This is a genomic window from Halopseudomonas oceani, assembly GCF_963677335.1.
In the GTDB taxonomy this organism is placed as follows: Bacteria; Pseudomonadota; Gammaproteobacteria; order Pseudomonadales; family Pseudomonadaceae; genus Halopseudomonas; species Halopseudomonas oceani.
In genome coordinates, this window is the sequence record NZ_OY781932.1 from 1604281 (window position 1) to 1626778 (window position 22498).

19 protein-coding genes and 1 pseudogene are annotated in these 22498 nt (G+C 60.3%); 14 read left to right on the forward strand and 6 right to left on the reverse strand.

Annotation, left to right across the window (positions count from 1 at the left end):
• The first annotated feature begins 95 nt into the window (after window positions 1–95).
• From ACKPCU_RS07580 to glyA, 6 genes are all read left to right on the forward strand, one after another.
• On the forward strand, window positions 96–1337 hold the full coding sequence (locus ACKPCU_RS07580; protein ID WP_321351111.1) for a benzoate/H(+) symporter BenE family transporter: 1242 nt from the start codon (window positions 96–98) through the stop codon (window positions 1335–1337).
• Window positions 1337–2152, forward strand: coding sequence for a YggS family pyridoxal phosphate-dependent enzyme (locus ACKPCU_RS07585; protein WP_321351114.1), 816 nt, complete (start codon window positions 1337–1339; stop codon window positions 2150–2152). Before ACKPCU_RS07580 ends, ACKPCU_RS07585 begins: the two co-directional genes overlap by 1 nt.
• Window positions 2149–2871, forward strand: a complete 723-nt coding sequence (locus tag ACKPCU_RS07590; RefSeq protein ID WP_321351116.1) for a glutamine amidotransferase — start codon at window positions 2149–2151, stop codon at window positions 2869–2871. Before ACKPCU_RS07585 ends, ACKPCU_RS07590 begins: the two co-directional genes overlap by 4 nt.
• The gene (pdxK, locus tag ACKPCU_RS07595) at window positions 2868–3803 is read left to right on the forward strand and encodes a pyridoxine/pyridoxal/pyridoxamine kinase (protein WP_321351118.1); all 936 of its coding nucleotides are present in this window, start codon (window positions 2868–2870) and stop codon (window positions 3801–3803) included. Before ACKPCU_RS07590 ends, pdxK begins: the two co-directional genes overlap by 4 nt.
• Window positions 3779–5011: an aspartate aminotransferase family protein gene (locus tag ACKPCU_RS07600; RefSeq protein WP_321351120.1), complete on the forward strand. Its 1233-nt coding sequence runs from the start codon at window positions 3779–3781 to the stop codon at window positions 5009–5011. The genes pdxK and ACKPCU_RS07600 overlap by 25 nt, the downstream gene beginning before the upstream one ends.
• Before the next feature lie 102 nt (window positions 5012–5113).
• Window positions 5114–6400, forward strand: a complete 1287-nt coding sequence (glyA, locus tag ACKPCU_RS07605; protein WP_321351122.1) for a serine hydroxymethyltransferase — start codon at window positions 5114–5116, stop codon at window positions 6398–6400.
• Between the two features lie 614 nt (window positions 6401–7014).
• Here the strand turns inward: glyA and fdxA are convergent.
• Window positions 7015–7338: a ferredoxin FdxA gene (gene fdxA / locus ACKPCU_RS07610; RefSeq protein WP_104737042.1), complete on the reverse strand. Its 324-nt coding sequence runs from the start codon at window positions 7336–7338 to the stop codon at window positions 7015–7017.
• 145 nt (window positions 7339–7483) lie between these two features.
• Complete coding sequence (mutS, locus tag ACKPCU_RS07615; RefSeq protein ID WP_321351125.1) at window positions 7484–10063, reverse strand: DNA mismatch repair protein MutS; 2580 nt, start codon at window positions 10061–10063, stop codon at window positions 7484–7486.
• Window positions 10064–10305: 242 nt separating this feature from the next.
• Between mutS and ACKPCU_RS07620 the strand changes: the two genes are divergently transcribed.
• From ACKPCU_RS07620 to ACKPCU_RS07630, 3 genes are all read left to right on the forward strand, one after another.
• On the forward strand, window positions 10306–10827 hold the full coding sequence (locus ACKPCU_RS07620; RefSeq protein WP_104737044.1) for a CinA family protein: 522 nt from the start codon (window positions 10306–10308) through the stop codon (window positions 10825–10827).
• Window positions 10828–10938: 111 nt separating this feature from the next.
• A complete protein-coding gene (recA, locus tag ACKPCU_RS07625; RefSeq protein WP_321351128.1) occupies window positions 10939–11976 on the forward strand; it encodes a recombinase RecA in 1038 nt (345 codons plus the stop codon).
• A gap of 12 nt (window positions 11977–11988) precedes the next feature.
• Window positions 11989–12432 (forward strand): regulatory protein RecX, encoded by a 444-nt coding sequence (locus tag ACKPCU_RS07630; RefSeq protein WP_104737046.1) that lies wholly within the window; start codon window positions 11989–11991, stop codon window positions 12430–12432.
• Here the strand turns inward: ACKPCU_RS07630 and ACKPCU_RS07635 are convergent.
• Together ACKPCU_RS07635 and ACKPCU_RS07640 are read right to left on the reverse strand one after the other, a co-directional pair.
• The gene (locus ACKPCU_RS07635) at window positions 12392–13477 is read right to left on the reverse strand and encodes an LOG family protein (RefSeq protein WP_104737047.1); all 1086 of its coding nucleotides are present in this window, start codon (window positions 13475–13477) and stop codon (window positions 12392–12394) included. The two genes, ACKPCU_RS07630 and ACKPCU_RS07635, sit on opposite strands and share 41 nt — an antisense overlap.
• 12 nt (window positions 13478–13489) lie before the next feature.
• Window positions 13490–13888: a PA3611 family quorum-sensing-regulated virulence factor gene (locus ACKPCU_RS07640; RefSeq protein ID WP_321351132.1), complete on the reverse strand. Its 399-nt coding sequence runs from the start codon at window positions 13886–13888 to the stop codon at window positions 13490–13492.
• A gap of 170 nt (window positions 13889–14058) precedes the next feature.
• Between ACKPCU_RS07640 and ACKPCU_RS07645 the strand changes: the two genes are divergently transcribed.
• Window positions 14059–14742 (forward strand): tRNA-uridine aminocarboxypropyltransferase, encoded by a 684-nt coding sequence (locus tag ACKPCU_RS07645; protein WP_321351135.1) that lies wholly within the window; start codon window positions 14059–14061, stop codon window positions 14740–14742.
• Here the strand turns inward: ACKPCU_RS07645 and ACKPCU_RS07650 are convergent.
• Window positions 14736–15671 (reverse strand): DMT family transporter, encoded by a 936-nt coding sequence (locus ACKPCU_RS07650; RefSeq protein ID WP_321351139.1) that lies wholly within the window; start codon window positions 15669–15671, stop codon window positions 14736–14738. The genes ACKPCU_RS07645 and ACKPCU_RS07650 overlap by 7 nt on opposite strands.
• Before the next feature lie 179 nt (window positions 15672–15850).
• Here ACKPCU_RS07650 and ACKPCU_RS07655 point away from each other — a divergent pair, with 179 nt between their 5' ends.
• The 4 genes and pseudogenes from ACKPCU_RS07655 (at window position 15851) to ACKPCU_RS07670 (ending at window position 21251) form a co-directional block, all read left to right on the forward strand.
• On the forward strand, window positions 15851–16498 hold the full coding sequence (locus tag ACKPCU_RS07655) for a response regulator (RefSeq protein ID WP_104737051.1): 648 nt from the start codon (window positions 15851–15853) through the stop codon (window positions 16496–16498).
• 87 nt (window positions 16499–16585) lie between these two features.
• Window positions 16586–20082: pseudogene (locus ACKPCU_RS07660) on the forward strand (hybrid sensor histidine kinase/response regulator).
• Window positions 20083–20203: 121 nt separating this feature from the next.
• Window positions 20204–20935, forward strand: coding sequence for an AzlC family ABC transporter permease (locus ACKPCU_RS07665; protein ID WP_104737053.1), 732 nt, complete (start codon window positions 20204–20206; stop codon window positions 20933–20935).
• Window positions 20922–21251: an AzlD domain-containing protein gene (locus ACKPCU_RS07670; protein WP_321351143.1), complete on the forward strand. Its 330-nt coding sequence runs from the start codon at window positions 20922–20924 to the stop codon at window positions 21249–21251. Before ACKPCU_RS07665 ends, ACKPCU_RS07670 begins: the two co-directional genes overlap by 14 nt.
• Here the strand turns inward: ACKPCU_RS07670 and ACKPCU_RS07675 are convergent, their stop codons facing one another.
• Entirely contained in the window at window positions 21252–22478 is a 1227-nt protein-coding gene (locus ACKPCU_RS07675; RefSeq protein ID WP_321351145.1) for an MFS transporter, read from the reverse strand. It abuts the gene before it with no gap.
• Window positions 22479–22498: the final 20 nt, after the last annotated feature.

A 22498-nucleotide genomic window follows, 5' to 3' on the forward strand; every position in this document is an offset into this window, starting at 1 on the left:
TCTATGCGTAATTGGCTGGTATCGCCAGTCCATTTTAAGAGTATAAATATATTTCACAACCCGCCCAGTCATGTTTCAGGAGCCAACATCAGGCCATGTCATCTGTCTCTGCACCTTCATCTGTTCGCGGGAGCGACTTGCTCCATCCTGTTCTGGCAGGTCTGATCTCGGTTATCGTCAACTACGGTGGTACCTTCATCCTGGTGTTCCAGGCCGCCAAGGTAGCGGGGCTTGGCCCTGAGTTGACCGCCTCCTGGGTGTGGTCGATTTCCATTGGTGTGGGCGTGACGGGGATCCTTCTGAGCTGGGCTTCCCGTGAGCCGGTCATCACCGCCTGGTCCACCCCGGCAGCCGCTTTCCTGGTCACGGCGCTGGCGACTACGTCCTATGCCGAAGCTGTGGGTGCTTACCTTGTTTCGGCTGCGGCTTTTGTGGTGCTGGGGTTGTCGGGCTGGTTCGAGCGGGTTATCCGTTTGATACCGCCGGGCGTGGCTGCCGGCTTGCTGGCCGGCATCCTGCTCCAGTTCGGTATCGGGGCGTTCGGTGGAATGAGCATCGACCCGCTGCTGGCTGGGGTGCTGATCGTTGCTTACCTGGTGTTCAAGCGGTTCTCGGCGCGCTATGCGGTGGTCGGCATTCTGCTGCTAGGGCTTGGCTTTCTGCTGGTTCAGGATCGCGTCGACCTGTCGGAGCTGAGGCTGGAACTGGCGACACCGGTTTTCACCATGCCGGTCTTCTCCCTCAATGCGCTATTGAGCGTGGCGCTGCCGCTGTTCCTGATCACGCTGACCGGACAGTACATGCCAGGCATGCTGGTATTGCGTAACGACGGTTTTAAAACCAGTGCCAACCCTATTGTGACAGTCACCGGGCTGGGTTCGTTGCTGATGGCGCCGTTCGGCTCACACGCCTTTAACATCGCTGCGATCACGGCCGCCATCTGTACCGGCCAAGAGTCACACGCGGAGCCATCCAAACGCTGGATCTCCGGTATCGCTGCGGGCGTGTTTTATATTCTGGTCGGCGTGTTCGGGGTCACATTGGCTGCGGTTTTCATGGCGTTTCCGGCGACTTTCATCACCACACTGGCAGGCTTGGCGTTGCTCGGCACCATCGGTGGCAGTCTTGCCAGCGCGATGGCTGATACCAAGACCCGCGAAGCCTCGTTGATCACTTTTCTGGCTGCGGCCGCCAACATCAACCTGTTGGGTATTGGTGGTGCTTTCTGGGGGCTGGTGATCGGGCTGGCGGCGTATGCGCTGCTGCACGGCCGGCTGCCCCAGCGAACAGCGGCATCGACTGTCGCGCCGGCATCGACTGAAGGGAGCACACGCTGATGAGTATGGTATCCGAGACCCCAACCAGCCACGACCAACACGGTCGCTACCCCGAAGCTACGACGGTTGAGGAGGTTCGCCGCAATCTGGCTGCGGTGCAGGCGCGGATCGTTGCCGCTTGCCAGCGCGTTGGCCGAAACCCGGCAACGGTGCGCCTGCTACCCGTCAGCAAGACCAAGCCCGAAACCCGTTTACGGTTAGCCCATGCTGCAGGCTGCAGGATGCTGGGTGAAAACAAACCACAGGAGGCGTACCGCAAATGGACGGCGATGCAGGATTTGACCGATCTGCGCTGGTCTGTCATCGGCCATCTGCAGACCAACAAGGCCAAACTGGTCGCACGTTTCGCGACTGAGTTTCAGGCGCTGGACAGTGTGCGTGTCGCTGCGGCGCTGGATCATCGCCTGCAGCTGGAAGGCCGCACGCTGGACGTGTTTGTGCAGGTCAATACCTCGGGGGAGGCCAGCAAGTACGGGCTCAGCCCCGACGCAGTACCGGCCTTCCTGCAGGCGCTACCGGCATTCACGACCTTGCGGGTCCGTGGACTGATGACGCTGGCACTGTTCTCCAGCGATGCCGAACGGGTGCGTCAGTGTTTTGTGCGGCTGCGAGAACTGCGTGATCGCCTGCGTCAGGACGCGCCGCCAGGGATGGTGCTGGATGAGCTTTCAATGGGCATGTCGGGTGACTTCGAAATTGCTATTGAGGAAGGCGCCACCGTGGTGCGCGTCGGCCAGGCCATCTTTGGCGCCCGTCCAATGCCGGACAGCTATTACTGGCCCGGTGAACCCAGCACAAAGGAACCGAAAACATGAAAACCGCCATTGCCATCCGCCATCTGGCTTTTGAAGACCTCGGAACGCTGGAGCCGCTGCTGCAGGCTCGTGGCTATACCGTGCGTTATCTGGATGCCACCGTTGATAGTCTGTATGCGGCCGATACGCTATCGGCCGACTTGCTGGTGCTGCTGGGTGGCCCCATCGGCGCCTTTGATGATCCCGCCTATCTTTTCATTACTGATGAGTTGGCGGTGATCAGGCATCGCCTGGAGAGTAAGCGCCCACTGCTGGGCATTTGTCTGGGTGCACAGTTGATTGCACGCGCTCTGGGCGCCAGTGTCAGCGGCATGGGGGTCAAGGAAATCGGCTTCGCGCCATTGACGCTCACCGCGGAGGGGAACGCTTCGCCGCTGGCAGCGCTGGGCGATGTGCCGGTGCTGCACTGGCACGGTGATCGCTTCGACATGCCTGCCGGCGCCACGCGGTTGGCGGGAACAACCATCTGTGCCAACCAGGCTTTCAGGGTGGGTAACCACGTACTGGCCCTGCAATGCCACCTGGAGGCGGACCCCCGGCGTATTGAGCGCTGGCTGGTCGGCCATGCATGCGAACTGGCACTCGCTGGCATCGATCCGTGTGCTCTGCGTGCCGAGGCGCAGGCGTTGCAGTCCGATCTGCCGCAGGCCGCACGGGCGGCATTTGCAGCTTGGCTGGATGAGGTTGAAGCAGCGCCATCAGGGGGGATGTCACCATGACCGCCTCTCTGTCTTTGCCCTGCTCAGTTCAAGCTTTGCCTGTCGATGTGGTGTCGGTGCAGTCACAGGTTGTGTATGGCCGGGTTGGTAACAATGTTGCCGTGCCGACGCTCGAAGCGCTGGCATTGTCGGTGGCTGCTGTTCCTACCGTTATGTTCAGCAATACGCCGCATTACCCGACAATGCACGGTGGCGCGCTGCCCCTTGAGTGGTTCGGTGGCTACCTGAATGACCTGTCGGCTCGCGGTGCTCTGCACGCCTTGCGCGGTATTCTGGTCGGCTATCTTGGTAACGCCCGGCAGGTTGATGCGCTGGCGCCCTGGATTCGGGCGCGGCAGCGGCAGCAGACCGATTTGCGCGTCGTGATTGATCCGGTGCTGGGCGATACCGATCACGGCATCTATGTCGATCCGGGTCTTGTGGATGCGTATCGCCGGGATCTGCTGCCGCTGGCCGAGGGCTTGACGCCCAACGGATTCGAGCTGGGGCGCCTGACCGGGCGGCCGGTGAATGATGTTGAAAGCGTGGTTGCCGCCGCCCGCACCTTGCTGACCGGACGCACGCAATGGGTTGCCGTCACCAGTGCGGCACCTGATACCTGGGCCGCTGACGAAATGCAGGTCGTGCTCGTCACCCGCACCCAGGCCGAAGTTATCGCGCATCCGCGCCTCACTGCGACCCCCAAGGGCACTGGCGACCTGTTCTGTGCCAGCTTGGTCGGGCATTGGATCAATGGTGTCGATCTGTCGGAGGCGGCCACCCGCGCGTGCCGCCACGTCGTTAGCGCGTTGCAGCGTACCCAGCAGGCGCAATGCGCTGAATTGCTGCTGCCCCTGACCGGCCGATGCAATGCCGGCAGGGCGGTGGATCATGCGTCAGTCAGCAAATTTACCTACAGGATTTTTCCATGCAAGCAGTCACTTCCCATCTGATGCGCGCCTATGCTCGTCAACCGGTCTCCTTCGTGCGTGGTAACGGCGCGCAGCTCTGGGATGAACAGGGTGTTGAGTACCTGGATGCGATTGCCGGTGTCGCGGTCACCAGCCTCGGTCACGCTCATCCGGAGATTGCTGCTGTCATCGCCGATCAGGCAAAGACGCTGCTTCACACCTCCAACGTGTTTGGCATCGACTGGCAGGAGCGGCTGGGAGAACGACTGTGCGCGTTGACCGGGATGCAAAGCGCCTTTTTCTGCAACTCGGGTGCTGAAGCCAACGAGACGGCTATCAAGCTGGCCCGGCTGCACGCCCATCGTAAACAGGTCCTGCAGCCGCAGATACTGGTCATGGGAAATGCCTTCCATGGCCGCACCCTGGCGACACTCGCCGCCACAGACAATCCGGCTAACCAGCAGGGCTTCGGGCCGCTACCCGAGGGCTTTCTGCGGGTCCCCTACAACGACATTCGCGCAGCACGCGAGGCGGCCGAACACTGCCCGGACATTGTCGCGGTGCTGATCGAGCCGGTGCAGGGTGAAGGCGGCATTCGGGTGGCCAGTGCTGACTACTTACGCGAGCTGCGCTCACTCTGTGACCAGCATGGCTGGCTGTTGATGCTGGATGAGATTCAAACCGGCCTGGGCCGCACAGGCGCCTGGTTCGGCTATCAGATAGCGGACATCGAGCCGGACGTCATAACGCTGGCAAAGGCCCTGGGTAACGGGTTCCCTATCGGCGCCTGTCTGGCGCGCGGTGCGGCGGCTGATCTGTTTTCTCCCGGTCTGCACGGTTCGACTTTTGGCGGTAATCCGCTGGCCTGCAGGGTGGCCTTTACCGTGCTCGACATCATGGCGCGAGAGCGGCTGGCGGAACGGGCTGCGGTGCAGGGTGCTCGTTTGCTCGCGGGGTTGCAGCAGGCGCTGGACGCTCATCCGCATGTCACTGCCATCCGTGGTCAGGGACTGATGGTAGGAATCGAGCTGGATCGGCCCTGCAAGGAGCTGGTGGGACGCGCGCTGTCCGAGCAGCAGCTGCTTATTACGGTGACCCGAGATACCGTCATTCGGCTATTGCCGCCGCTTACCTGCACTGACGAGCAAATCGACGACATTGTGCTGCGTCTTACCCGCCTGCTGTCGGCGGGCACGGAGGTGGGTGTGATGAAAGTTCAACCTAGCGCAGAGCTGGAGCCCGCGACCTGATGTGCGAAGTGAACCCGCAAGTGACGGTGGGCGTAGTTGAGCTGAATGACGCTCGCCGTCCTGAATAGGCCAATCCCGAATTTCAGAGAAAGGAACAACCCCATGTACGACACCTCCCTGGCGCTCAGCGACTTTGACCCAGAGCTGGCCGATGCTGTTAAACAGGAAGAACGCAGGCAGCAAGACCACATCGAGCTGATTGCGTCAGAGAACTACGCTAGCCCGCTCGTGATGGCCATGCAGAACTCGGTATTCACCAACAAGTACGCTGAGGGCTACCCCGGTAAGCGCTATTACAGCGGCTGCGAGCATGTGGACGTTGCTGAGCGCCTTGCTATCGAACGGCTCAAGAGGCTGTTCGACTGCGATTATGCCAATGTCCAGCCCCATGCCGGTGCCCAGGCCAACGCGGCTGTATTTCTGGCGCTAACCAATCCCGGCGATACGGTGATGGGTATGAATCTGGCCCAGGGTGGCCATCTTACCCACGGCAATCCGTCCAACTTCTCGGGTCGCCTTTACAAGATCGTGCCTTACGGGCTCAACCCGGAGACCGGGCTGATCGACTACGATGAGATGGAACGCATCGCCCTGGAAACCCGGCCCAAGATGCTGATCGGCGGGTTCTCCGCCTACTCGCGTTACAAGGACTGGGCGCGCATGCGCTCGATCGCCGACAAGGTGGGCGCCATCTTCTGGGTGGACATGGCTCACGTAGCTGGACTGGTTGCGGCGGGGGAATACCCCAATCCGCTGCCCTATGCCCATGTCGTCACCAGCACCACCCACAAGACGCTCCGCGGCCCACGCGGCGGCATCATTCTGGCCAAAGGTCAGGGTGATGACTTTTACAAGAAGCTCGACTCTGCTGTGTTCCCGGGCACCCAGGGCGGCCCGCTGATGCATGTCATCGCCGCCAAAGCCATCGCCTTCAAGGAGGCGCTGCGGCCGGAGTTCAAGACCTACCAGCGCCAGGTGGTTGCCAACGCCCGGGCGATGGCGGCCGTGCTTCAGCAGCGTGGCTACAAGATCGTCTCGGGCGGCACCGACAACCACCTGATGCTCATCGATCTTTCCGCCAGGCCTTACACCGGCAAGGAGGCTGATGCGGCCCTGGCGGATGCCTACATCACGACGAACAAGAACTCGGTGCCCAATGATCCGCGTTCACCTTTCGTCACCTCAGGCATACGCATTGGTACGCCAGCCTTGACTGCGCGTGGCTTTGGGATCGTCGAGTGCGAACAGGTGGCGGGTTGGTTGTGCGACGTGCTGGATGCAATGGCAACCGGTGTAGACGAACTGACCGCAGTGCGTGACCGGGTCCGGGAGGAGGTGGTGACGTTGTGCCGCCGTTATCCGGTATACGGCCCATGCACGTGTGATTGATTGCGGCAGTAGGAGGTTCGGGTTGCCGAGCGCTGTTGTGCTGGAGAAACTCAGCGCTCTTCTTGATTGATGACATTTTGTTGGGCTGTTTTTTGTAAGAAATTTCCTACAAAGCGTGTGAGACTTCGCCGTTGCAAGATGTGGGTGGAACGAGTTTTTTCCCGTGCTTGAAATGGTAAGTGCATGAAAATGTTGATTTTTATTTTTGATGGTGTGCCTGTTTTGGTCGCTGTAGGGGGCTTGCGGACGATCCGGCATTCGTTAAGATGTACTCAAGCGCGACGGATAGCGCTACTCGGCAGGGAGCTGAGTCAGGGATTTTCAGGAAGATGAAGCCAGGATGGCTGGACACGGAAAGCACATATGGAATAAAGAGTGGGCGGGCTATCCCGCCCCTTTTTTTGCCTGAAATTTGACCCCAGAATTCAGAGCCTCAAGCCTCAAGCCTCAAGCCTCAAGCCTCAAGCCTCAAGCCTCAAGCCTCAAGCCTCAAGCCCCAAGCTAAAACCACATAACAGGCTCACACTGGTGCGCTTCCAGCTTCCAGCTTCCAGCTTCCAGCACAAAAAAACCGGCACATGGCCGGTTTTTTTTATTGCGTGGCAGCTGGCTGCTCAGCGCTCCAGGTATTGCAGCTTGTCCGGTACGCCATCCCACTCTTCGGCGTCGGCCAGTGCATCCTTCTTCTCGGTGATGTTCGGCCACACTTCAGCCAGATCGGCGTTCAGCTCGGTGAACTCCTGCATATCCTCTGGCACCTCGTCTTCAGAGAAGATGGCGTTGGCCGGGCATTCGGGTTCGCACAGGGCGCAGTCGATGCACTCGTCCGGGTGAATGACCAGGAAATTCGGGCCTTCGTAGAAGCAATCAACCGGGCAGACCTCAACACAATCGGTGTACTTGCACTTGATGCAGTTGTCGGTAACAACAAAGGTCATGGTGAGGTCTCCATTGAATCAGGCTGGCAAAATCTGGCGCGTAGTCTAGCAGTTTTTTACCGGCGGTACAGAGTAACGCCGGGTTTTGCGCAGATTAAAGCGAGGTCGCGACACGTTTGATGCAAATGAATATCATTTGCCGAAATTACGACCACTCTCGTTTCAGTTTGTACAGTAGCTCAAGCGCTTGGCGAGGGCTGAGATCATCCGGCTCCAGTGACTGCATCTGTTCGACCAGAGGGTGAGGTGCGCTGGCAAACAGATCACTCTGGAACGGTTGCTCGCTGGTGCCTGCAGGCTTGCTGCCGTGCTGCTCCAGACTCTGCTGCTCCAGCCGGGCGAGGTGTTCGCGCGCACGCAGGATGACCGGACGCGGTACACCGGCAAGCTGGGCGACTTGCAGGCCATAGCTCTGGCTGGCCGGACCGGGCTGGACGTTGTGCAGGAACACGATGCGCTCGTTATGTTCAGTGGCATTCAGGTGCACGTTGGCCACGCCTTCGTCAGTATCGGCCATGCCGGTCAGCTCGAAGTAGTGGGTCGCGAACAGGGTGAAGGCGCGAACCTTGGCCAGATACTCGGCAGCAGACCAAGCCAGCGACAAACCGTCGAAGGTGCTGGTGCCACGGCCGACTTCGTCCATCAGGACCAGGCTGGCGGCGGTGGCGTTATTGAGTATGTTGGCGGTTTCGCTCATTTCGACCATGAAGGTTGAGCGGCCGCCGGCCAGATCGTCACTGGAACCGATACGGGTGAAGATGCGGTCGACGCAGGACAGCTCGACCTCTGCCGCCGGCACAAAGCTGCCAATATGGGCCAGCAGTACAATCAGCGCAGTCTGGCGCATGTAGGTGGATTTACCGCCCATGTTCGGGCCGGTAATCACCAGCATGCGGGTGTCGGCGTCCAGGTCCAGATCGTTGGCGACGAAGGGTGTTTCCAGCACCTGTTCGACCACCGGGTGGCGTCCCTGGCTGATCTGCAGCTGACTGCCCTCGATAAAGCGCGGGCGGCTGTAATCGAGGCTGCCGGCGCGCTCGGCGAGGGTGCAGAGCACGTCGATCTCGGCCAGGCTGGCAGCGCTGGTTTGCAGTGCGGCAAGGTCTTCGTTAAGACGGTCGAGCAGTTCATCGTACAGTTGTTTTTCGCGTGCCAGCGCGCGGCTGCGGGCCGACAACGCCTTGTCTTCAAAGGCCTTCAGTTCAGGTGTGATAAACCGTTCGGCGCCCTTGAGGGTCTGGCGGCGAATGTAGTCTGCTGGCGCCTGATCGGCCTGGCTGCGGGACAGCTCGATAAAGTAGCCGTGTACCCGGTTATAGCCGACTTTGAGCGTGTTCAGCCCGGTACGCTCGCGTTCGCGGGTCTCCAGGTCGATCAGATACTGGCCGGCGTTTTCGCTGATGTTCTGCAGCTCGTCCAGTTCGGCGTCGAAACCGGCCTTGATTACGCCGCCGTCGCGCAGCACGGCGGGCGGGTTGTCGATCACGGCGCGTTCCAGCAGCTCGGCCAGCTCCGGGTAGGTGCGTACCTGTTCGGCCAGATTGCGCAGGTGTGGTGTTTCCAGCGTCTGCATGCAGTCCTGCAGCGCGGGCAGGGCGGCCAGCGCGTCGCGCAGGCGTGCCAGATCGCGCGGACGCGCAGAGCGCAGGGCAACCCGGGCGAGTATCCGTTCGATATCGCCGATGCCCTTGAGCTGCGGCTGCAGGTCGAGATAGAACTGCTGGTCGAGCAGGGCGCTGATGCTGTCCTGGCGTGCGCCCAGGACCTTCAGGTCCCGCAGCGGACGATTCAGCCAGCGCGCCATCAGGCGGCTGCCCATGGCCGTTGCAGTATGGTCGAGCACGTCGAGCAGGGTGTTGTCACGGCCACCAGACAGGTTCTGGTCGATTTCCAAATTCCGGCGGCTGGCGCTGTCGATAATCACGCTGTCTTCAAAGCGCTCTTGCGCCATGCTGCGGATGTGCGGCAGGGCGGTGCGCTGGGTTTCCTTGGCATAGCTCAGCAGCGCACCGGCGGCGCCGAGGCCGAGGGTCAGGTCCTGACAGTCGAAGCCAACCAGATCCTTGGTGCCGAATTGCTGGGTGAGGGCCTTGAAGGCGCTGTCCTGATCGAACTCCCAGGGGGCGCGGCGACGCACGGCGCGGCGGCGTTCGATTGGCGTGTTGCTTTCCCAGTCATCGGGAATCAACAGCTCGGCTGGCGCCAGACGTTCCAGTTCACCAAGCAGGGTCTCCCAGCCGCGCAACTCCATGACCACAAAGCGGCCGCTGTTGATGTCGAGCGTAGCTAGACCAAAGCCGCGTTCGGCACCCACCAGCGCGGCCAGCAGGTTGTCACGGCGCTCATCGAGCAGTGCTTCATCGCTGACTGTGCCTGGGGTAATGATGCGGGCAACCTGGCGCTCGACCGGGCCCTTGCTGGTGGCCGGATCGCCGACCTGCTCACAGATGACGACCGACTCACCCAGCTTGACCAGTTTGGCCAGATAGCCCTCGGCGGCATGGAACGGAATGCCGGCCATCGGGATCGGCTGACCGCCGGACTGGCCCCGTGCGGTGAGGGTAATATCGAGCAGGCGGGCGGCTTTTTTGGCGTCGTCGTAGAACAGCTCGTAAAAGTCACCCATGCGGTAGAACAGGAGCTGCTCGGGGTGTTGCTGCTTGATGCTGAAATACTGCTGCATCATCGGCGTGTGGGCGGTGGATTCGGTTTTGCTCTTTTTCATCAATGACTCGAAATATGCGGCAAAGGCGGTGTCACCGGGCGCGGCGGATGCGCTGGGAACGGTGGCTGAAGCGCCGTTTCAGGTTGGCGCAAAGGGTATCACGTCGCTGTAGTCTGCTGCAGCGCCGGAGGTGGTTGGCGATGGCGGGAAACCCTGATTGCCGAATGTGGTCGCAGGGTATTCGCAGGCAGCGTGCCAACTGGCATGCTGTTGTCTGATATCCACGCGTACAGGAGTGAACCATGTCGCACTATGACCCGCTGATCGACTCTGCCGCTGCAAGGCTTGGCAAAGTGCTGGAGCAGCTGGGGTTGCAGGTCAGCACTGCTGAATCCTGTACTGGAGGCGGGATTGCCGAGGCGATAACCCGGGTTGCTGGCAGTTCGCGCTGGTTCGAGACCGGCTTCGTCACCTACGCCAACGCCAGCAAGAGCCGTTGGCTTGGGGTGGACGCAGAGGTTATCGACGCACATGGCGCGGTGAGTGAGCCGGTGGTCAGAGCGATGGCTTCCGGGGCCAAGGAGGCTGCCGGGGCAGCGATGGCCGTAGCGGTCAGCGGTATTGCCGGCCCTGATGGCGGTAGCGCCGAGAAGCCGGTAGGAACGGTCTGGTTCGGTTGGGCGCTGGCAGACGGTAGCGTCGTCAGCGAGTGCAAGCGCTTCCAGGGGGGGCGGCGAGAAGTGCGCGCGCAGACGGTTCTGCATGCGCTTGAGCGGCTGGTAAAAGAAGCTCAGCAGCAGGCTGCGAACCGGTTGTCAGTCTGAGTGAAATCGGGGGTAGGCGGGCCATTTTTTCTGTGGAATAATACTGACCAAATATACAGTAGTTGATCGGTCGGTCGCCTCGGTGCCCGCCCCAAGCCAAGAGGATGCGAAATGGACGAGAACAAAAAGAAGGCGCTGTCGGCTGCCTTGAGCCAGATTGAACGTCAGTTTGGCAAGGGCGCGGTGATGCGCATGGGTGATCACGAACGTCAGGCTATTCCAGCCATCTCCACCGGCTCGCTCGGGCTGGATATCGCCCTCGGTATTGGCGGCCTGCCCAAGGGCCGTATCGTCGAAATCTACGGGCCGGAGTCTTCCGGTAAGACCACGTTGACCCTGTCTGTCATTGCCCAGGCGCAGAAGCAGGGTGCGACCTGCGCCTTCGTCGACGCCGAGCACGCGCTGGACCCGGAGTACGCTGGCAAGCTGGGCGTCAACGTTGACGACCTGCTGGTGTCTCAGCCCGACACAGGCGAGCAGGCACTGGAAATTACCGACATGCTGGTCCGCTCCAACGCGGTTGACGTGATTATCGTCGACTCGGTGGCGGCGCTGGTGCCCAAGGCTGAAATCGAAGGCGAAATGGGCGATCACCACGTCGGTGTGCAGGCCCGTCTGATGTCCCAGGCGCTGCGTAAAATCACCGGTAACATCAAGAACGCCAACTGTCTGGTGATTTTCATCAACCAGATTCGCATGAAGATCGGCGTCATGTTCGGCAACCCGGAAACCACCACTGGTGGTAACGCGCTCAAGTTCTACTCCTCCGTTCGTCTGGATATCCGCCGTACCGGCGCAGTGAAGGACGGTGATGAGGTGGTCGGCAGCGAGACTCGCGTCAAGGTCGTCAAGAACAAGGTGGCCCCGCCGTTCCGTCAGGCCGAGTTCCAGATTCTGTACGGCACCGGCATCTACCACAACGCCGAGATCATCGATCTGGGTGTGCAGATCGGTCTGGTTGAAAAATCGGGTGCCTGGTACAGCTACCAAGGCAACAAGATCGGTCAGGGCAAGGCCAATGCAGCCAAGTTCCTGCAGGAAAACCAGCAGATCGCGGACGAAATTGAGAAGGCTATCCGTGATCAGTTGCTGGCCAAGCCGAGTAAGGCCAAGGCGGAAGCCGAGGCTGACGCCGAACTGGAAGGCTAAGAGCTGAGTGTGATGCGTTCGCGCGCCGCGCTGGACAGTCCGCTGGCGATTCGTCGCTCAGCAATGGATTTGCTGGCGCGGCGCGAGCATAGCTACAGCGAGCTGCTGGGCAAGCTACGTCAGCGCGGCGCCCCGACTGAGGCGGCAGAGATTGAGCTGGACCGTCTGGTCGAAGATGGCTTGCTCAGCGATGCGCGTTTTTGTGAAGCCTATCTGTATGCCCGTAGTCAGCGCGGTTACGGGCCTGCCCGTTTGAGAGAGGAGCTGCGCCAGCGTGGTGTGGCCGAGTCGCTGGTTGAGCGGACGTTGGCGGAGTTTGATCAGGACTGGTCAGCTCTCGCCCAGCGTGTATTCAACAAACGGTTTCCCGAAGGTCGAGCCAGTGACGCTGCCGAGCGCGGTAAGCAATTGCGCTTCATGCAGTACCGCGGTTTTGGTGGTTTTCAGGTTGATTGACGAAGTCGATCAAGGCTCGCAAGCTACCCTGATCCCGCTCATTGAAGTCAAAGCACAGCCGTGTCAACGACCCTAACTCGGGCTCATCCTGTTCCATCGCGCAGACGCCTTGCTGAACAAACCCACCTGATTTGCAAATATGCCCGAAGCGGGCGTCCAACTGAGCCAGAGCCTGTTCGTTCAGTGGCTGGTTCAAGCGCAGCATGAACTGCTCGTCGACGCGCCTGGAAGAGTGATAGTTGCTATAGAAATCCAGTACTACCTGCATTGCCTGAGCGGGGGATGCACAGGGTGTCAGCAGGTTGATGTCGTCCGGCTTGATGTAGTGGCTGTCTGCCAGGTGGCTTTGGACGAACTGCAGGAATGCTTGCCAGTACTGACCATCTGGCTGATCGAGCAGAATGATCGGCACCATCGGGCTCTTGCCTGTTTGCACCAGTGTCAGTACTTCCAGCGCTTCATCAAGGGTTCCAAAGCCACCGGGACAAAGGATCAGCGCGTCGGCCTCCTTGACGAAGAACAACTTGCGCAAAAAGAAGAAGCCAAACGACAGGTCGTGGCTGGTGCCGTGCACTACGTTGTTGGAGCGCTGCTCGAAGGGCAGAGTGATATTGAAGCCCAGGCTATGATCCAACCCAGCACCTTCGTGGGTGGCGGTCATGATGCCGCCACCAGCGCCGGTAATCGCCATGTAATCGTTGGCTGCTAACTCCGCGCCCATCGCGCGGGCAAGCGCATACAGGGGGTGGTCGGTTGGCGTGCGTGCCGAACCAAAAACCGTTACCTTGCGCCGCCGCTTGAATATTTCCATGCGGGCAAACGCTTGTTCCATCTCGCGGATGGTGTGCAGCATGATCTTGGCGTCCCAGCGATTGCGGTCTGCCTGCGCCATGCGAATAACATCCAGCAGCATGTCGCGGTAAAGCGGTGCGTTCTCGCTGTCCGCGGCGCAAAGTTGAATCAGTTCGTCGACCTTGACCGGTATTTCGCTACTACCGGTTTGCCAGTGACGACTGAGAAAATCAGCCGGATCGTTGTCTTGCATTGGGTGGACGCCTTAGAGAGTTTGGCAGTGGTCGGCAATAAAACTCTGGGTCAGCACGGGCTGGTGACTTTCCTTAAGGACGAAGTGATAGGTCAGGGTCGCTCCCATATCCAGCAGGCGACGGAAGCGCAGATCAGCGCAAACGCTCGACTGCAACTGGCTGCGGATCAGTAACGGGTCCTCCTGCATGCGTTGGGCATAGTCGGGATTGACTGCCAGGCGGTTGATCAATTCATCGCCCTTGGCAGTGAAGCCAAGGTCAGTAATGTTGCTGTTAATCTCTCGCGGGGTGTTCTCGCTGCTCTGGGCGGCAACCTGCTGCAGGGTTTCCGTCAGGCGTATATCACGCAGGGAGGCTGCTTGAATGGGGGCCGCCAGGCTCGCGGCGAGAAGCAGGGGTAACCAGCGCATTGTCTTTCTCCAGATCAGATCATCTTGGTGCTGCGACTTCCCTTTCAGACCACGACTCCGGCAACTGGTTCGCGGTGGGTAACACACTGTTAGCGCGCTATCGGTCAGCAATGAATCGAGTAGAATGCTGGCATTGTGATGCTGTACCTGTCTAGCCTAGGAGTTAAGGGATGTCGGATAAGCCCGGCCATGCGGTCAATCGCTTACGCGAACAAGCGGTTGCGCGCTCCACCCGGCCGTTCAAGGCGCGTGGCGCAAGGGTGCAGCGTTGCCCCGGTTGTCAGCTGGCGCATTGGGCCTGTATCTGTGCGCAGCGTCCAACGCTGGAATGCGGAGTCAGTTTCTGCCTGCTGATGCATGCCTATGAACCGCTGAAGCCGACTAACACCGGTCGGTTGATTGCAGATTGTCTGCCGGATACCCGTGCCTTTGTCTGGGCCCGTACCGAGGTGGATCCGGCCTTGCTGGCGGTGCTAGCCGACCCGCGCTATCAGCCCTACGTGGTCTTTCCCGGGGAGTACGCGTTGCCGGAGCAGCCGGTGTGCCGCTCGATTAACCCCGAGGGTGGTCGCCGGCCACTGTTGATCGTTCTCGATGCAACCTGGACGCAGGCACGCAAGATGTTTCGCAAGAGCCCGTATCTGGCCAGCTTGCCTGTGCTCAGCCTGCATACCGAGCGACTTTCCCGCTATCGACTGCGTCGCTCCAGCCGCGATGACCATTTGTGTACTGTCGAAGTGGCTGCGGCGTGTCTCGAATTGGCGGGGGAGGCGCTGGTCGCGCAGCAACTTGACGATTACTTCGAACTATTCAGCCAAGGCTATATGGCCTCCTGCCGACAGCGTTCTCAGTGATGCCCGGCTGGCTCTTGCTGCACTGCAACGGCGGCTTGCTTGCGCCGATCCAGATAGATCGGCACCAGCTGCGCGGTCAACATACCAGCCAGCATTAACCCACAGCCGAGCAGTCCGCGCGGGGAGAGTGTTTCTCCCAGAATCAGCCAGCCAGCGAGGGCGGCGAACACGGCTTCCAGACTGAGGATAATGGCCGCGTGGGAGGTGATTGCATCCTTTTGGGCGACGACCTGCAGGGTGAACGCCACACCCACAGCCAGAATACCGCCGTAGAGGATGGCCGGCAGGGCTTCACCGATGGCCGCCAGGCTGATGGGCTCGAAGACCAGTGCCAGGCTCAGGCTGACCACAGCGCAAACCAAAAACTGAATGAACGACACGATAATCGGGTCGTAGCGGCTGGCCAACGCGCCAACCAGCAGCACGTGCACTGCCCAGAAGCAGGCTCCCACCAGCTGCAGCCAGTCACCGGGGGCGACGGTGAATTCACTGGTTACACTCAACAGCACCATGCCGACCAGTGCCATGACGGCTCCGGCCCAGGTGCCGCGATGGGTGCGCATGCCGATAAAAAGACCAAATACCGGCACCAGAATGACGTACAGTCCGGTAATGAAGCCGGAGTTGGTGACGGTGGTGAACATCAGGCCAATCTGCTGCAGGTTGATGCCGAGCGTCAGCACTGCACCAAGGGCCATGCTGCCGAGCAGCATGGCTTTGCCCATACGTGGTTGAGCGTTGCTCTTGGCCGGTTTGCGCAGTAGCCAGATCAACGGCATGACTGTGATGGCGCCAATCAGAAAGCGCAGGCCGGTGTAGAGGAACGGGCCAATATGGTCCATGCCCAGACGCTGGGCAACAAAGGTACTACCCCAGATCAGAGCAGTGATCAGCATCAGCACATCGGCACGATAGTGGCGCAAGTTCATTCAGGCAGGCTCGGCAGGCAAAAGCGCTATTATCCTCGGCGGCTGGCTGAATTTGCCAGATACAGCTGTTGGTGCAGACTGTACCGGAACAAAGGTGGCATTGACTGGAACGCCTCTGGCTGGCAGTCTCAGCCTGCTTGTCTCAGCCAATAACAAAAACGACTGCCAGGACACCTCGCATGGGTCTGACCTATGACATTTTGATCGCCGACGACCATCCCCTGTTTCGCAGCGCTCTGCGCCAGGCCTTGCACGACGGTCTGGGCGAAACCATCAGCCTGAGCGAAGTGGGCAGTATCAGTGAGTTACAGCAGCGTATGGCTGAGCGAGCGGATTGGGATCTGGTTCTGCTGGATTTGAATATGCCCGGCGCCTATGGTTTTTCGGGGCTGGCCCAGATGCGTGGCCAGTATCCGCAGATTCCCGTGATTCTGATTTCCGCCCAGGAAGAACCGACAATCGCCCGTCGTGCGCGTGATTTCGGTGCCAGCGGGTTTATCCCCAAGTCCGCCAGCCTGGAGGACATTCAGGCCGCGGTCCAGGCAGTGCTTGATGGCGGTATCTGCTGGCCGGCCGGGATCGACAATCCGCCCGGCATGAGTGACGAACAGCAGCAGATCAGTGAGCGTGTTGCCAGTCTCACGCCGCAGCAGTTCCGCGTGCTGACCATGGTTTGCGACGGGTTGCTGAACAAGCAGATCGCCTACGAGCTGGATGTTTCCGAAGCAACCGTCAAAGCTCACGTTACTGCCATCTTCCGCAAGTTGAACGTGCGCACCCGCACCCAGGCGGCGCTGGTGCTGCAGCAGATGGAGCTCGCAAGCTAACGCAGCTACGACGGAAGTCTGCTGGGCAAAGGCTTCCGGCACTGCCAGACTGCAGGTTGTGACACTGTTGCGGGTTGAACGCGCCTCATGATGCTTTCCGGTGGGCTGGTAGCCTTCATATTTCTGCTCTACATGGCCTTGTTGTTTGTCATCGCTTTTTGGGGTGATCGAAACGCAAGTGTGCTGAAGCCGCGTCTGCGGGTTTGGATCTACAGCCTTTCGTTGTCGGTTTGGTGTACCAGCTGGACCTTCTTCGGCTCGGTTGGCATGGCGACCAATCAGCTCTGGGGCTTCTTGCCTATCTACCTCGGGCCTTTGCTACTGTTTCTGTTCGGCTGGCGCCTGTACGCGCGCATGATCGCTATCAGCAAGCAGGAAAATATCACCTCCATCGCCGACTTCATCGCCTCGCGCTACGGGAAGTCGCAAAGCCTTGGCGTAGTGGTGTCGCTGCTCTGCCTGGTCAGCGTTCTGCCTTACATTGCCTTGCAGCTCAAGGGGATCGTGCTGGCTACAGCCTGCTCAGTGGTTCGACCGCAGGTGCTGAAACAACGCCTAATGCCTTTGGGGCGGAGGATACAGCGCTGGCTGTGACGCTGGTGCTGGCGCTATTTACTGTGCTGTTCGGCACCCGCAGCCTGGATGTCACCGAGCACCATCGCGGCATGATGCTGGCGATTGCCTTCGAGGCGCTGGTCAAGTTGCTGGCGTTTCTGGCGGTTGGTCTGTTCGTGGTGTTTGGTCTGTTTGGCGGTGCGGTGGATTTGTTCAACCAGGCACGTGACAGCGCGGTACTGGATGGTTATTGGCAGCAGGACACGCCGGTGGTTGGCATTTTGCTGCAGACGTCCATCGCGATTTTTGCGTTTATCTGCTTGCCGCGGCAGTTCCAGGTGGCCGTGGTGGAGAACAGTGAGCCGGGTGATCTGCGCCTGGCGCGCTGGGTATTTCCGGTGTATCTGCTGCTGGCCGGTCTATTTGTGGTTCCCATTGCGCTGGCCGGGCAGATGCTGCTTGGTGGCGGTATGTCGGCCGACTCCTATGTGATCAACCTGCCGCTGCTGCAAGGAAGTCCGGTTCTGGCCATGGCAGCGTTCCTTGGCGGGGCATCGGCGGCCTCAGGTATGGTCATCGTGGCTGCGATTGCGCTCAGTACCATGGTGTCGAACGATGTGGTGCTGCCCATTCTGTTGCGTAATCGTGTGCGTCCCGAGCGCTCTTACGAGCAATTCCGCGGCTGGTTGCTGAATGTGCGTCGCACCAGCATTCTGATTATTTTGCTGCTGGCCTATGTCGTCTACCGCATGATTGGCAGCGAGACCAGCCTGGCCAGTATCGGTCAGGTGGCGTTTGCCGCGATCGGTCAGCTGGCACCGGCAATGTTTGGCGCGCTGTTCTGGAAGCAGGCCAACCGCACCGGTGTGCTTGCCGGGCTGTTGGTAGGGATTGTGCTATGGCTGTATCTGCTGGTGTTGCCACTGGTCGGTGCCGGGCTGCATTGGCATACCCACCAGTTGCCGGTCATCGAGTCGGTGCGCAATGCAGCGGCGGATTGGGGGGTGGACGCACTGACGTTGGCCAGTGTGGTTTCGCTGGTGTGCAACTTCCTGGTCTTTGTTGCCGGCTCGCTGTTCAGTCGCACCCGGGTGCTGGAGCACTGGCAGGCCAGCCGTTTTGTCAGTCAGGACAGTGAGCCGTGGATTGGTGGTCCGGGCAAGGTGTTGCTGCGCGTTCGGGTGGACGATCTGCTCGAGCTGGCCTCGCGCTTTGTTGGTGAAGAACGCGCCGAATCGGCCTTCAACCAGTATGCGAAGCGTCTCGGTGGCGGTTTACACGGCAGCCAGACGGCCGACTCCGGCTGGATTACCTTGACCGAGCGTTTGCTCGCCGGGGTGCTTGGCGCGTCCTCCGCCCGGCTGGTGGTGAAAGCCGCGATTGAAGGCCGTGACATGCAGTTTGATGATGTAGTGCGCATCGTCGACGAAGCCTCCGAGGTGCTGCAATTCAACCGCGGCTTGCTGCAGGGCGCGATTGAGAACATCAGTCAGGGCATCAGCGTGGTCGACAAGTCGTTGCGACTGGTGGCCTGGAATCGTCGCTATCTGGAGATGTTTCAGTACCCGGACGGACTGATTGCGATTGGCCGTCCGATTGCCGACATCATCCTGCACAATGCCCAGCGTGGGCTGTGTGGTCCTGGTGACCCGCAGATGCATGTCGATAAGCGTATTTCCTGGATGCAGCAGGGCACACCGCATCGCTCTGAACGCATGTTCCCGGATGGCAGCGTGATTGAGATCATCGGTAACCCGATGCCGGGCGGTGGCTTTGTCATGAGCTTTACCGATATCTCAGCTTTCCGCGAGGCCGAGAAAGCGCTGCAGGAGGCCAACGAGAGTCTGGAGCGACGGGTGGATGAGCGCACCCGCGAACTGTCGCAGCTGAATCAGGCACTGCTACAGGCGCAGGCGCAGACCGAGCGGGCCAGCCAATCGAAAAGCCGCTTCCTGACCGCCGTCAGTCATGATCTGATGCAGCCGCTGAATGCGGCGCGGTTGTTCTCTGCTTCGCTGGCGCATCAGTCCGATATGCCGGCAGAGGTCGAGGAGCTGGTGCGCCACCTGGACAGCTCGCTGGCTTCGGCCGAAGAACTGATTTCCGATCTGCTGGATATCTCGCGCCTGGAAGCCGGTCGTATTGTGCCTGAGCTAGGCGACTTCGCGCTCAGCGAGCTGTTAGACCCGTTGCGCATTGAGTTCAGTGCGCTGGCGGTCGAACAGGGCATTGATCTGCGCATCCACAGCAGCCGCCTGCGGGTGCGCAGCGACATGCGCCTGCTGCGGCGGGTGCTGCAAAATTTCCTCACCAATGCTTTCCGCTATGCCAGCGCCGCCCGTGTGGTGCTCGGTGTACGGCACCTGCGAGGTGCCGTGCGGATCGAGGTCTGGGATCAGGGGCCAGGTATCCCGCAGGACAAGTTGCAGCTCATCTTTGAAGAGTTTCAGCGGCTGGACAGTCATCGTACCCAGGCTGAAAAGGGGCTTGGGCTTGGACTGGCGATTGCCGATGGTCTGTGCCGCGTGCTTGGGCACGAGCTGAGTGTACGTTCCTGGCCGGGCCACGGCAGTGTGTTCAGCGTCACCGTGCCGATGGCGAGTACACCGCGGATGGTGCGCAGCCGGACGGTCCAGCCTGAACTGCCGCCGCAGTTCGAGGGGGCACCGGTGTTGTGTATCGATAATGAGAGCAGCATTCTGGCAGGCATGCAGAGTCTGCTTGGGCGCTGGCAGTGTCGCGTGGCGGTTGCACGTGACCGGCAGGAGGCGCAGCGGGTGCTGGATCAAGGGTTTGTACCTGAACTGGTTCTGGTCGACTATCACCTTGATGACGGCGACACCGGCACCCAACTGATGCTCTGGTTGCGCGAGCGCCTTGGTTCCGATCTGCCTGGCGTGGTAATCAGCGCTGATGGACGTCAGGACGTGCTTAGCGAGATTTCGCTGGCGGGACTGTCCTACCTGCCCAAGCCAGTGAAGCCTGCGGCGTTGAGAGCGCTGATCAGTCGCCATATCGCTTTGGCATAAGCCCAGACCGTAACAGTTGTGCAGGGTGTTACGTTACAGCTGTATCTGTTCTGTTTTTGTTGGGCCGGATAGGCTGTTGCTTTGAATATTCTGATACTGCCTCAGCCTGCCGGTTAGCCCCATGTCTGCCAAAACCAATGCCCTGTTGCGCGGCGCGCGCGACACTGTTCCCATGCTGATCGGCGCTTTGCCGTTCGGTATCATCTTTGGCACGCTTGCCGTTGCCAGCGGGATTTCTGTGCCTGCAACGCTGTTGATGTCGGCGCTGGTCTTTGCCGGGTCTTCCCAGTTCATTGCGGTCAGCCTGATTGCCAGTGGCACGGGATTGTTCGTGTTGTTGCTTACCACCTTCATCGTCAATCTGCGACATATGTTGTACAGCGCCAGCCTGATGTCTTATGTCCGTCATCTGCCGCAGCGCTGGAAGATTCCGCTGGCGTTCTGGTTGACCGATGAGAGTTTTGCTGTGGTACATCGTCACTATCAGGATCCGCAGATGCCTGACGAGACCAAGCACTGGTACTTCCTCGGCTCCTGCATTGCCATGTACAGCAACTGGTTTATCTGCACGCTGATTGGTGCCCTGCTGGGGAACGCCCTGCCGGGTCTTGCCGGTTGGGGGCTGGATTTTGCCATGGTCGCGACTTTCACCGGCATTGTCGTGCCGCTGCTGCGCACCCGGCCGATGCTATTGGCTGCGGTCGTCGCCGGTGTTGTCGCGGTTCTGGCCTATGATCTGCCTTGGAAGCTGGGGTTGATGCTTGCCGCTTTGGCAGGTGTGGCTACCGGTGTGCTGGCTGAGCGCTGGGCGCTTGGACAGCGAGCCGAGGAGGTCGCCAATGAGTCAGTTTGAGATTGCCCTCCTGCTGGGCATGGCCACCATTACCTTTGCCATTCGCTACACCCTATTCGCAGTTGGAGACCGGGTACGCTTCAGCCCGCTGGTGAAGCAGGGGCTGGGGTATGTTCCGGTTGCCGTGCTGACGGCGATCATTGTCCCGGCGATGTTGATGCCGAACGGAGAGGGGCTGCAGTTGACGCTGGACAACGCCTATCTGGTCGGTGGCATTGTTGCTGCACTGATTGCCGCGTTCAGCCGCAACCTGCTGTTGACCATCTTCGGCAGCATGCTGGTGTTCTTTCTCTGGCGCTGGTGGCTGCTCGGCTGATCACCAGAGCGAGACGCGCTTGCTGCTCAGTGCGACCAGCATCAGTGCCAATGCTGCACAGGAGATGACGCTGGTAAAGCCCAGCACGGTCGGCGCAAAGCCGATCATGTCGCTGACAAAGCCGACGCCCAACACCACCGAGGCCATGGTCAGGTAGGCCATCAGGTAAAACGCTGAGTTGATCCCACCGCGCTGATCGGCCGGTGCGGTGTTGCTGATGGAAGCGATGCCGACCACACCGGTCGCGCCAGCGCCGCTGGCCGTCGCCAGAGTGGCGAGGGTGAACATCCAGGGTGAGCTGTAAATCACCGCGGCGGCCATGACGCCCAGACCGATGATCAGCGTGGTCGGGCCAACCAGCAGCAGGCGATCCAGAGGCTGGCGTTTGCAGGCAAATTGACTTATCCCTGCCATCAACTGCCAGCCGGCGGCGAACAGCCCGGCCTTGGTGCGGTCATCGATGCCGACCAGTTTGGTCGCCAGTGAGGGGCCCAGTGAGGCATATAAGCTGCCGGTGGACCAGGCCAGGCAGATAGCCGCAGCAGCAAAGATAAACGCGCCGAGCATTTCCCGTGGCACCTTGATGGTCGTCGGGCGCCATGCGCGCCAGCGGAAATCGGGGTGGCGCTGGCCTATATCGGCAGGCCAGGGAATGAGCAGTAGCAGGGCAACGGTCATGCCGCCCAATATCAGTGTCACCGCAAATGGCCATACCAGTGCGGCATCGCCCAGGCCAAGCATCAATGAACTGACGGTCGGGCCAGCAAAGGCGCCCAGGGTAAAGAACAGCGCCGACAGGGTGGCGGCCCGTGTCCAGTTGCCATCCGGCTCCAGCTCCACCAGCGCGGCAGAGGATGCACCGGTAACAATCCCCGTGCCGATGCCGGTTAGCACCCGGGCGATTCCCAGGCCGTAGATATCACGGGCCGATATGAACATTACTGCGCCAGCCAGAATAAACAGCAGGCCCGGTACCATCATCTGGCGGCGGCCGATCTTGTCTGACAGCGAGCCCAGGGTGAGCAGGGTGGTTACGACGCCGAGTACATAGATCGAAAATACGGCGGTCAGTGCGGTGGAGGAAAAAACCATTTTCGCCTGCCAGACAGAGTACAGAGGGGTGGGCACGTTGCTGGCGAAGATGGTCGTGAAGATCGCCATGAGTGCGGCGACCATCGCCAGGTGGCGATGGGATGCTGCAGTGTTGGCTGGCGAAAGGCCTGACATCTTCACGTTCCCCCTCGGGC

Excerpts from the sequence above, each read along its gene's own strand:
- ACKPCU_RS07580 (WP_321351111.1), top strand. The coding sequence starts at position 96 with ATGTCATCTGTCTCTGCACCTTCATCTGTTCGCGGGAGCGACTTGCTC.
- ACKPCU_RS07585 (WP_321351114.1), top strand. The coding sequence starts at position 1,337 with ATGAGTATGGTATCCGAGACCCCAACCAGCCACGACCAACACGGTCGC.
- ACKPCU_RS07590 (WP_321351116.1), top strand. The coding sequence starts at position 2,149 with ATGAAAACCGCCATTGCCATCCGCCATCTGGCTTTTGAAGACCTCGGA.
- pdxK (WP_321351118.1), top strand. The coding sequence starts at position 2,868 with ATGACCGCCTCTCTGTCTTTGCCCTGCTCAGTTCAAGCTTTGCCTGTC.
- ACKPCU_RS07600 (WP_321351120.1), top strand. The coding sequence starts at position 3,779 with ATGCAAGCAGTCACTTCCCATCTGATGCGCGCCTATGCTCGTCAACCG.
- glyA (WP_321351122.1), top strand. The coding sequence starts at position 5,114 with ATGTACGACACCTCCCTGGCGCTCAGCGACTTTGACCCAGAGCTGGCC.
- fdxA (WP_104737042.1), bottom strand. The coding sequence starts at position 7,338 with ATGACCTTTGTTGTTACCGACAACTGCATCAAGTGCAAGTACACCGAT.
- mutS (WP_321351125.1), bottom strand. The coding sequence starts at position 10,063 with ATGAAAAAGAGCAAAACCGAATCCACCGCCCACACGCCGATGATGCAG.
- ACKPCU_RS07620 (WP_104737044.1), top strand. The coding sequence starts at position 10,306 with ATGTCGCACTATGACCCGCTGATCGACTCTGCCGCTGCAAGGCTTGGC.
- recA (WP_321351128.1), top strand. The coding sequence starts at position 10,939 with ATGGACGAGAACAAAAAGAAGGCGCTGTCGGCTGCCTTGAGCCAGATT.
- ACKPCU_RS07630 (WP_104737046.1), top strand. The coding sequence starts at position 11,989 with ATGCGTTCGCGCGCCGCGCTGGACAGTCCGCTGGCGATTCGTCGCTCA.
- ACKPCU_RS07635 (WP_104737047.1), bottom strand. The coding sequence starts at position 13,477 with ATGCAAGACAACGATCCGGCTGATTTTCTCAGTCGTCACTGGCAAACC.
- ACKPCU_RS07640 (WP_321351132.1), bottom strand. The coding sequence starts at position 13,888 with ATGCGCTGGTTACCCCTGCTTCTCGCCGCGAGCCTGGCGGCCCCCATT.
- ACKPCU_RS07645 (WP_321351135.1), top strand. The coding sequence starts at position 14,059 with ATGTCGGATAAGCCCGGCCATGCGGTCAATCGCTTACGCGAACAAGCG.
- ACKPCU_RS07650 (WP_321351139.1), bottom strand. The coding sequence starts at position 15,671 with ATGAACTTGCGCCACTATCGTGCCGATGTGCTGATGCTGATCACTGCT.
- ACKPCU_RS07655 (WP_104737051.1), top strand. The coding sequence starts at position 15,851 with ATGGGTCTGACCTATGACATTTTGATCGCCGACGACCATCCCCTGTTT.
- ACKPCU_RS07665 (WP_104737053.1), top strand. The coding sequence starts at position 20,204 with ATGTCTGCCAAAACCAATGCCCTGTTGCGCGGCGCGCGCGACACTGTT.
- ACKPCU_RS07670 (WP_321351143.1), top strand. The coding sequence starts at position 20,922 with ATGAGTCAGTTTGAGATTGCCCTCCTGCTGGGCATGGCCACCATTACC.
- ACKPCU_RS07675 (WP_321351145.1), bottom strand. The coding sequence starts at position 22,478 with ATGTCAGGCCTTTCGCCAGCCAACACTGCAGCATCCCATCGCCACCTG.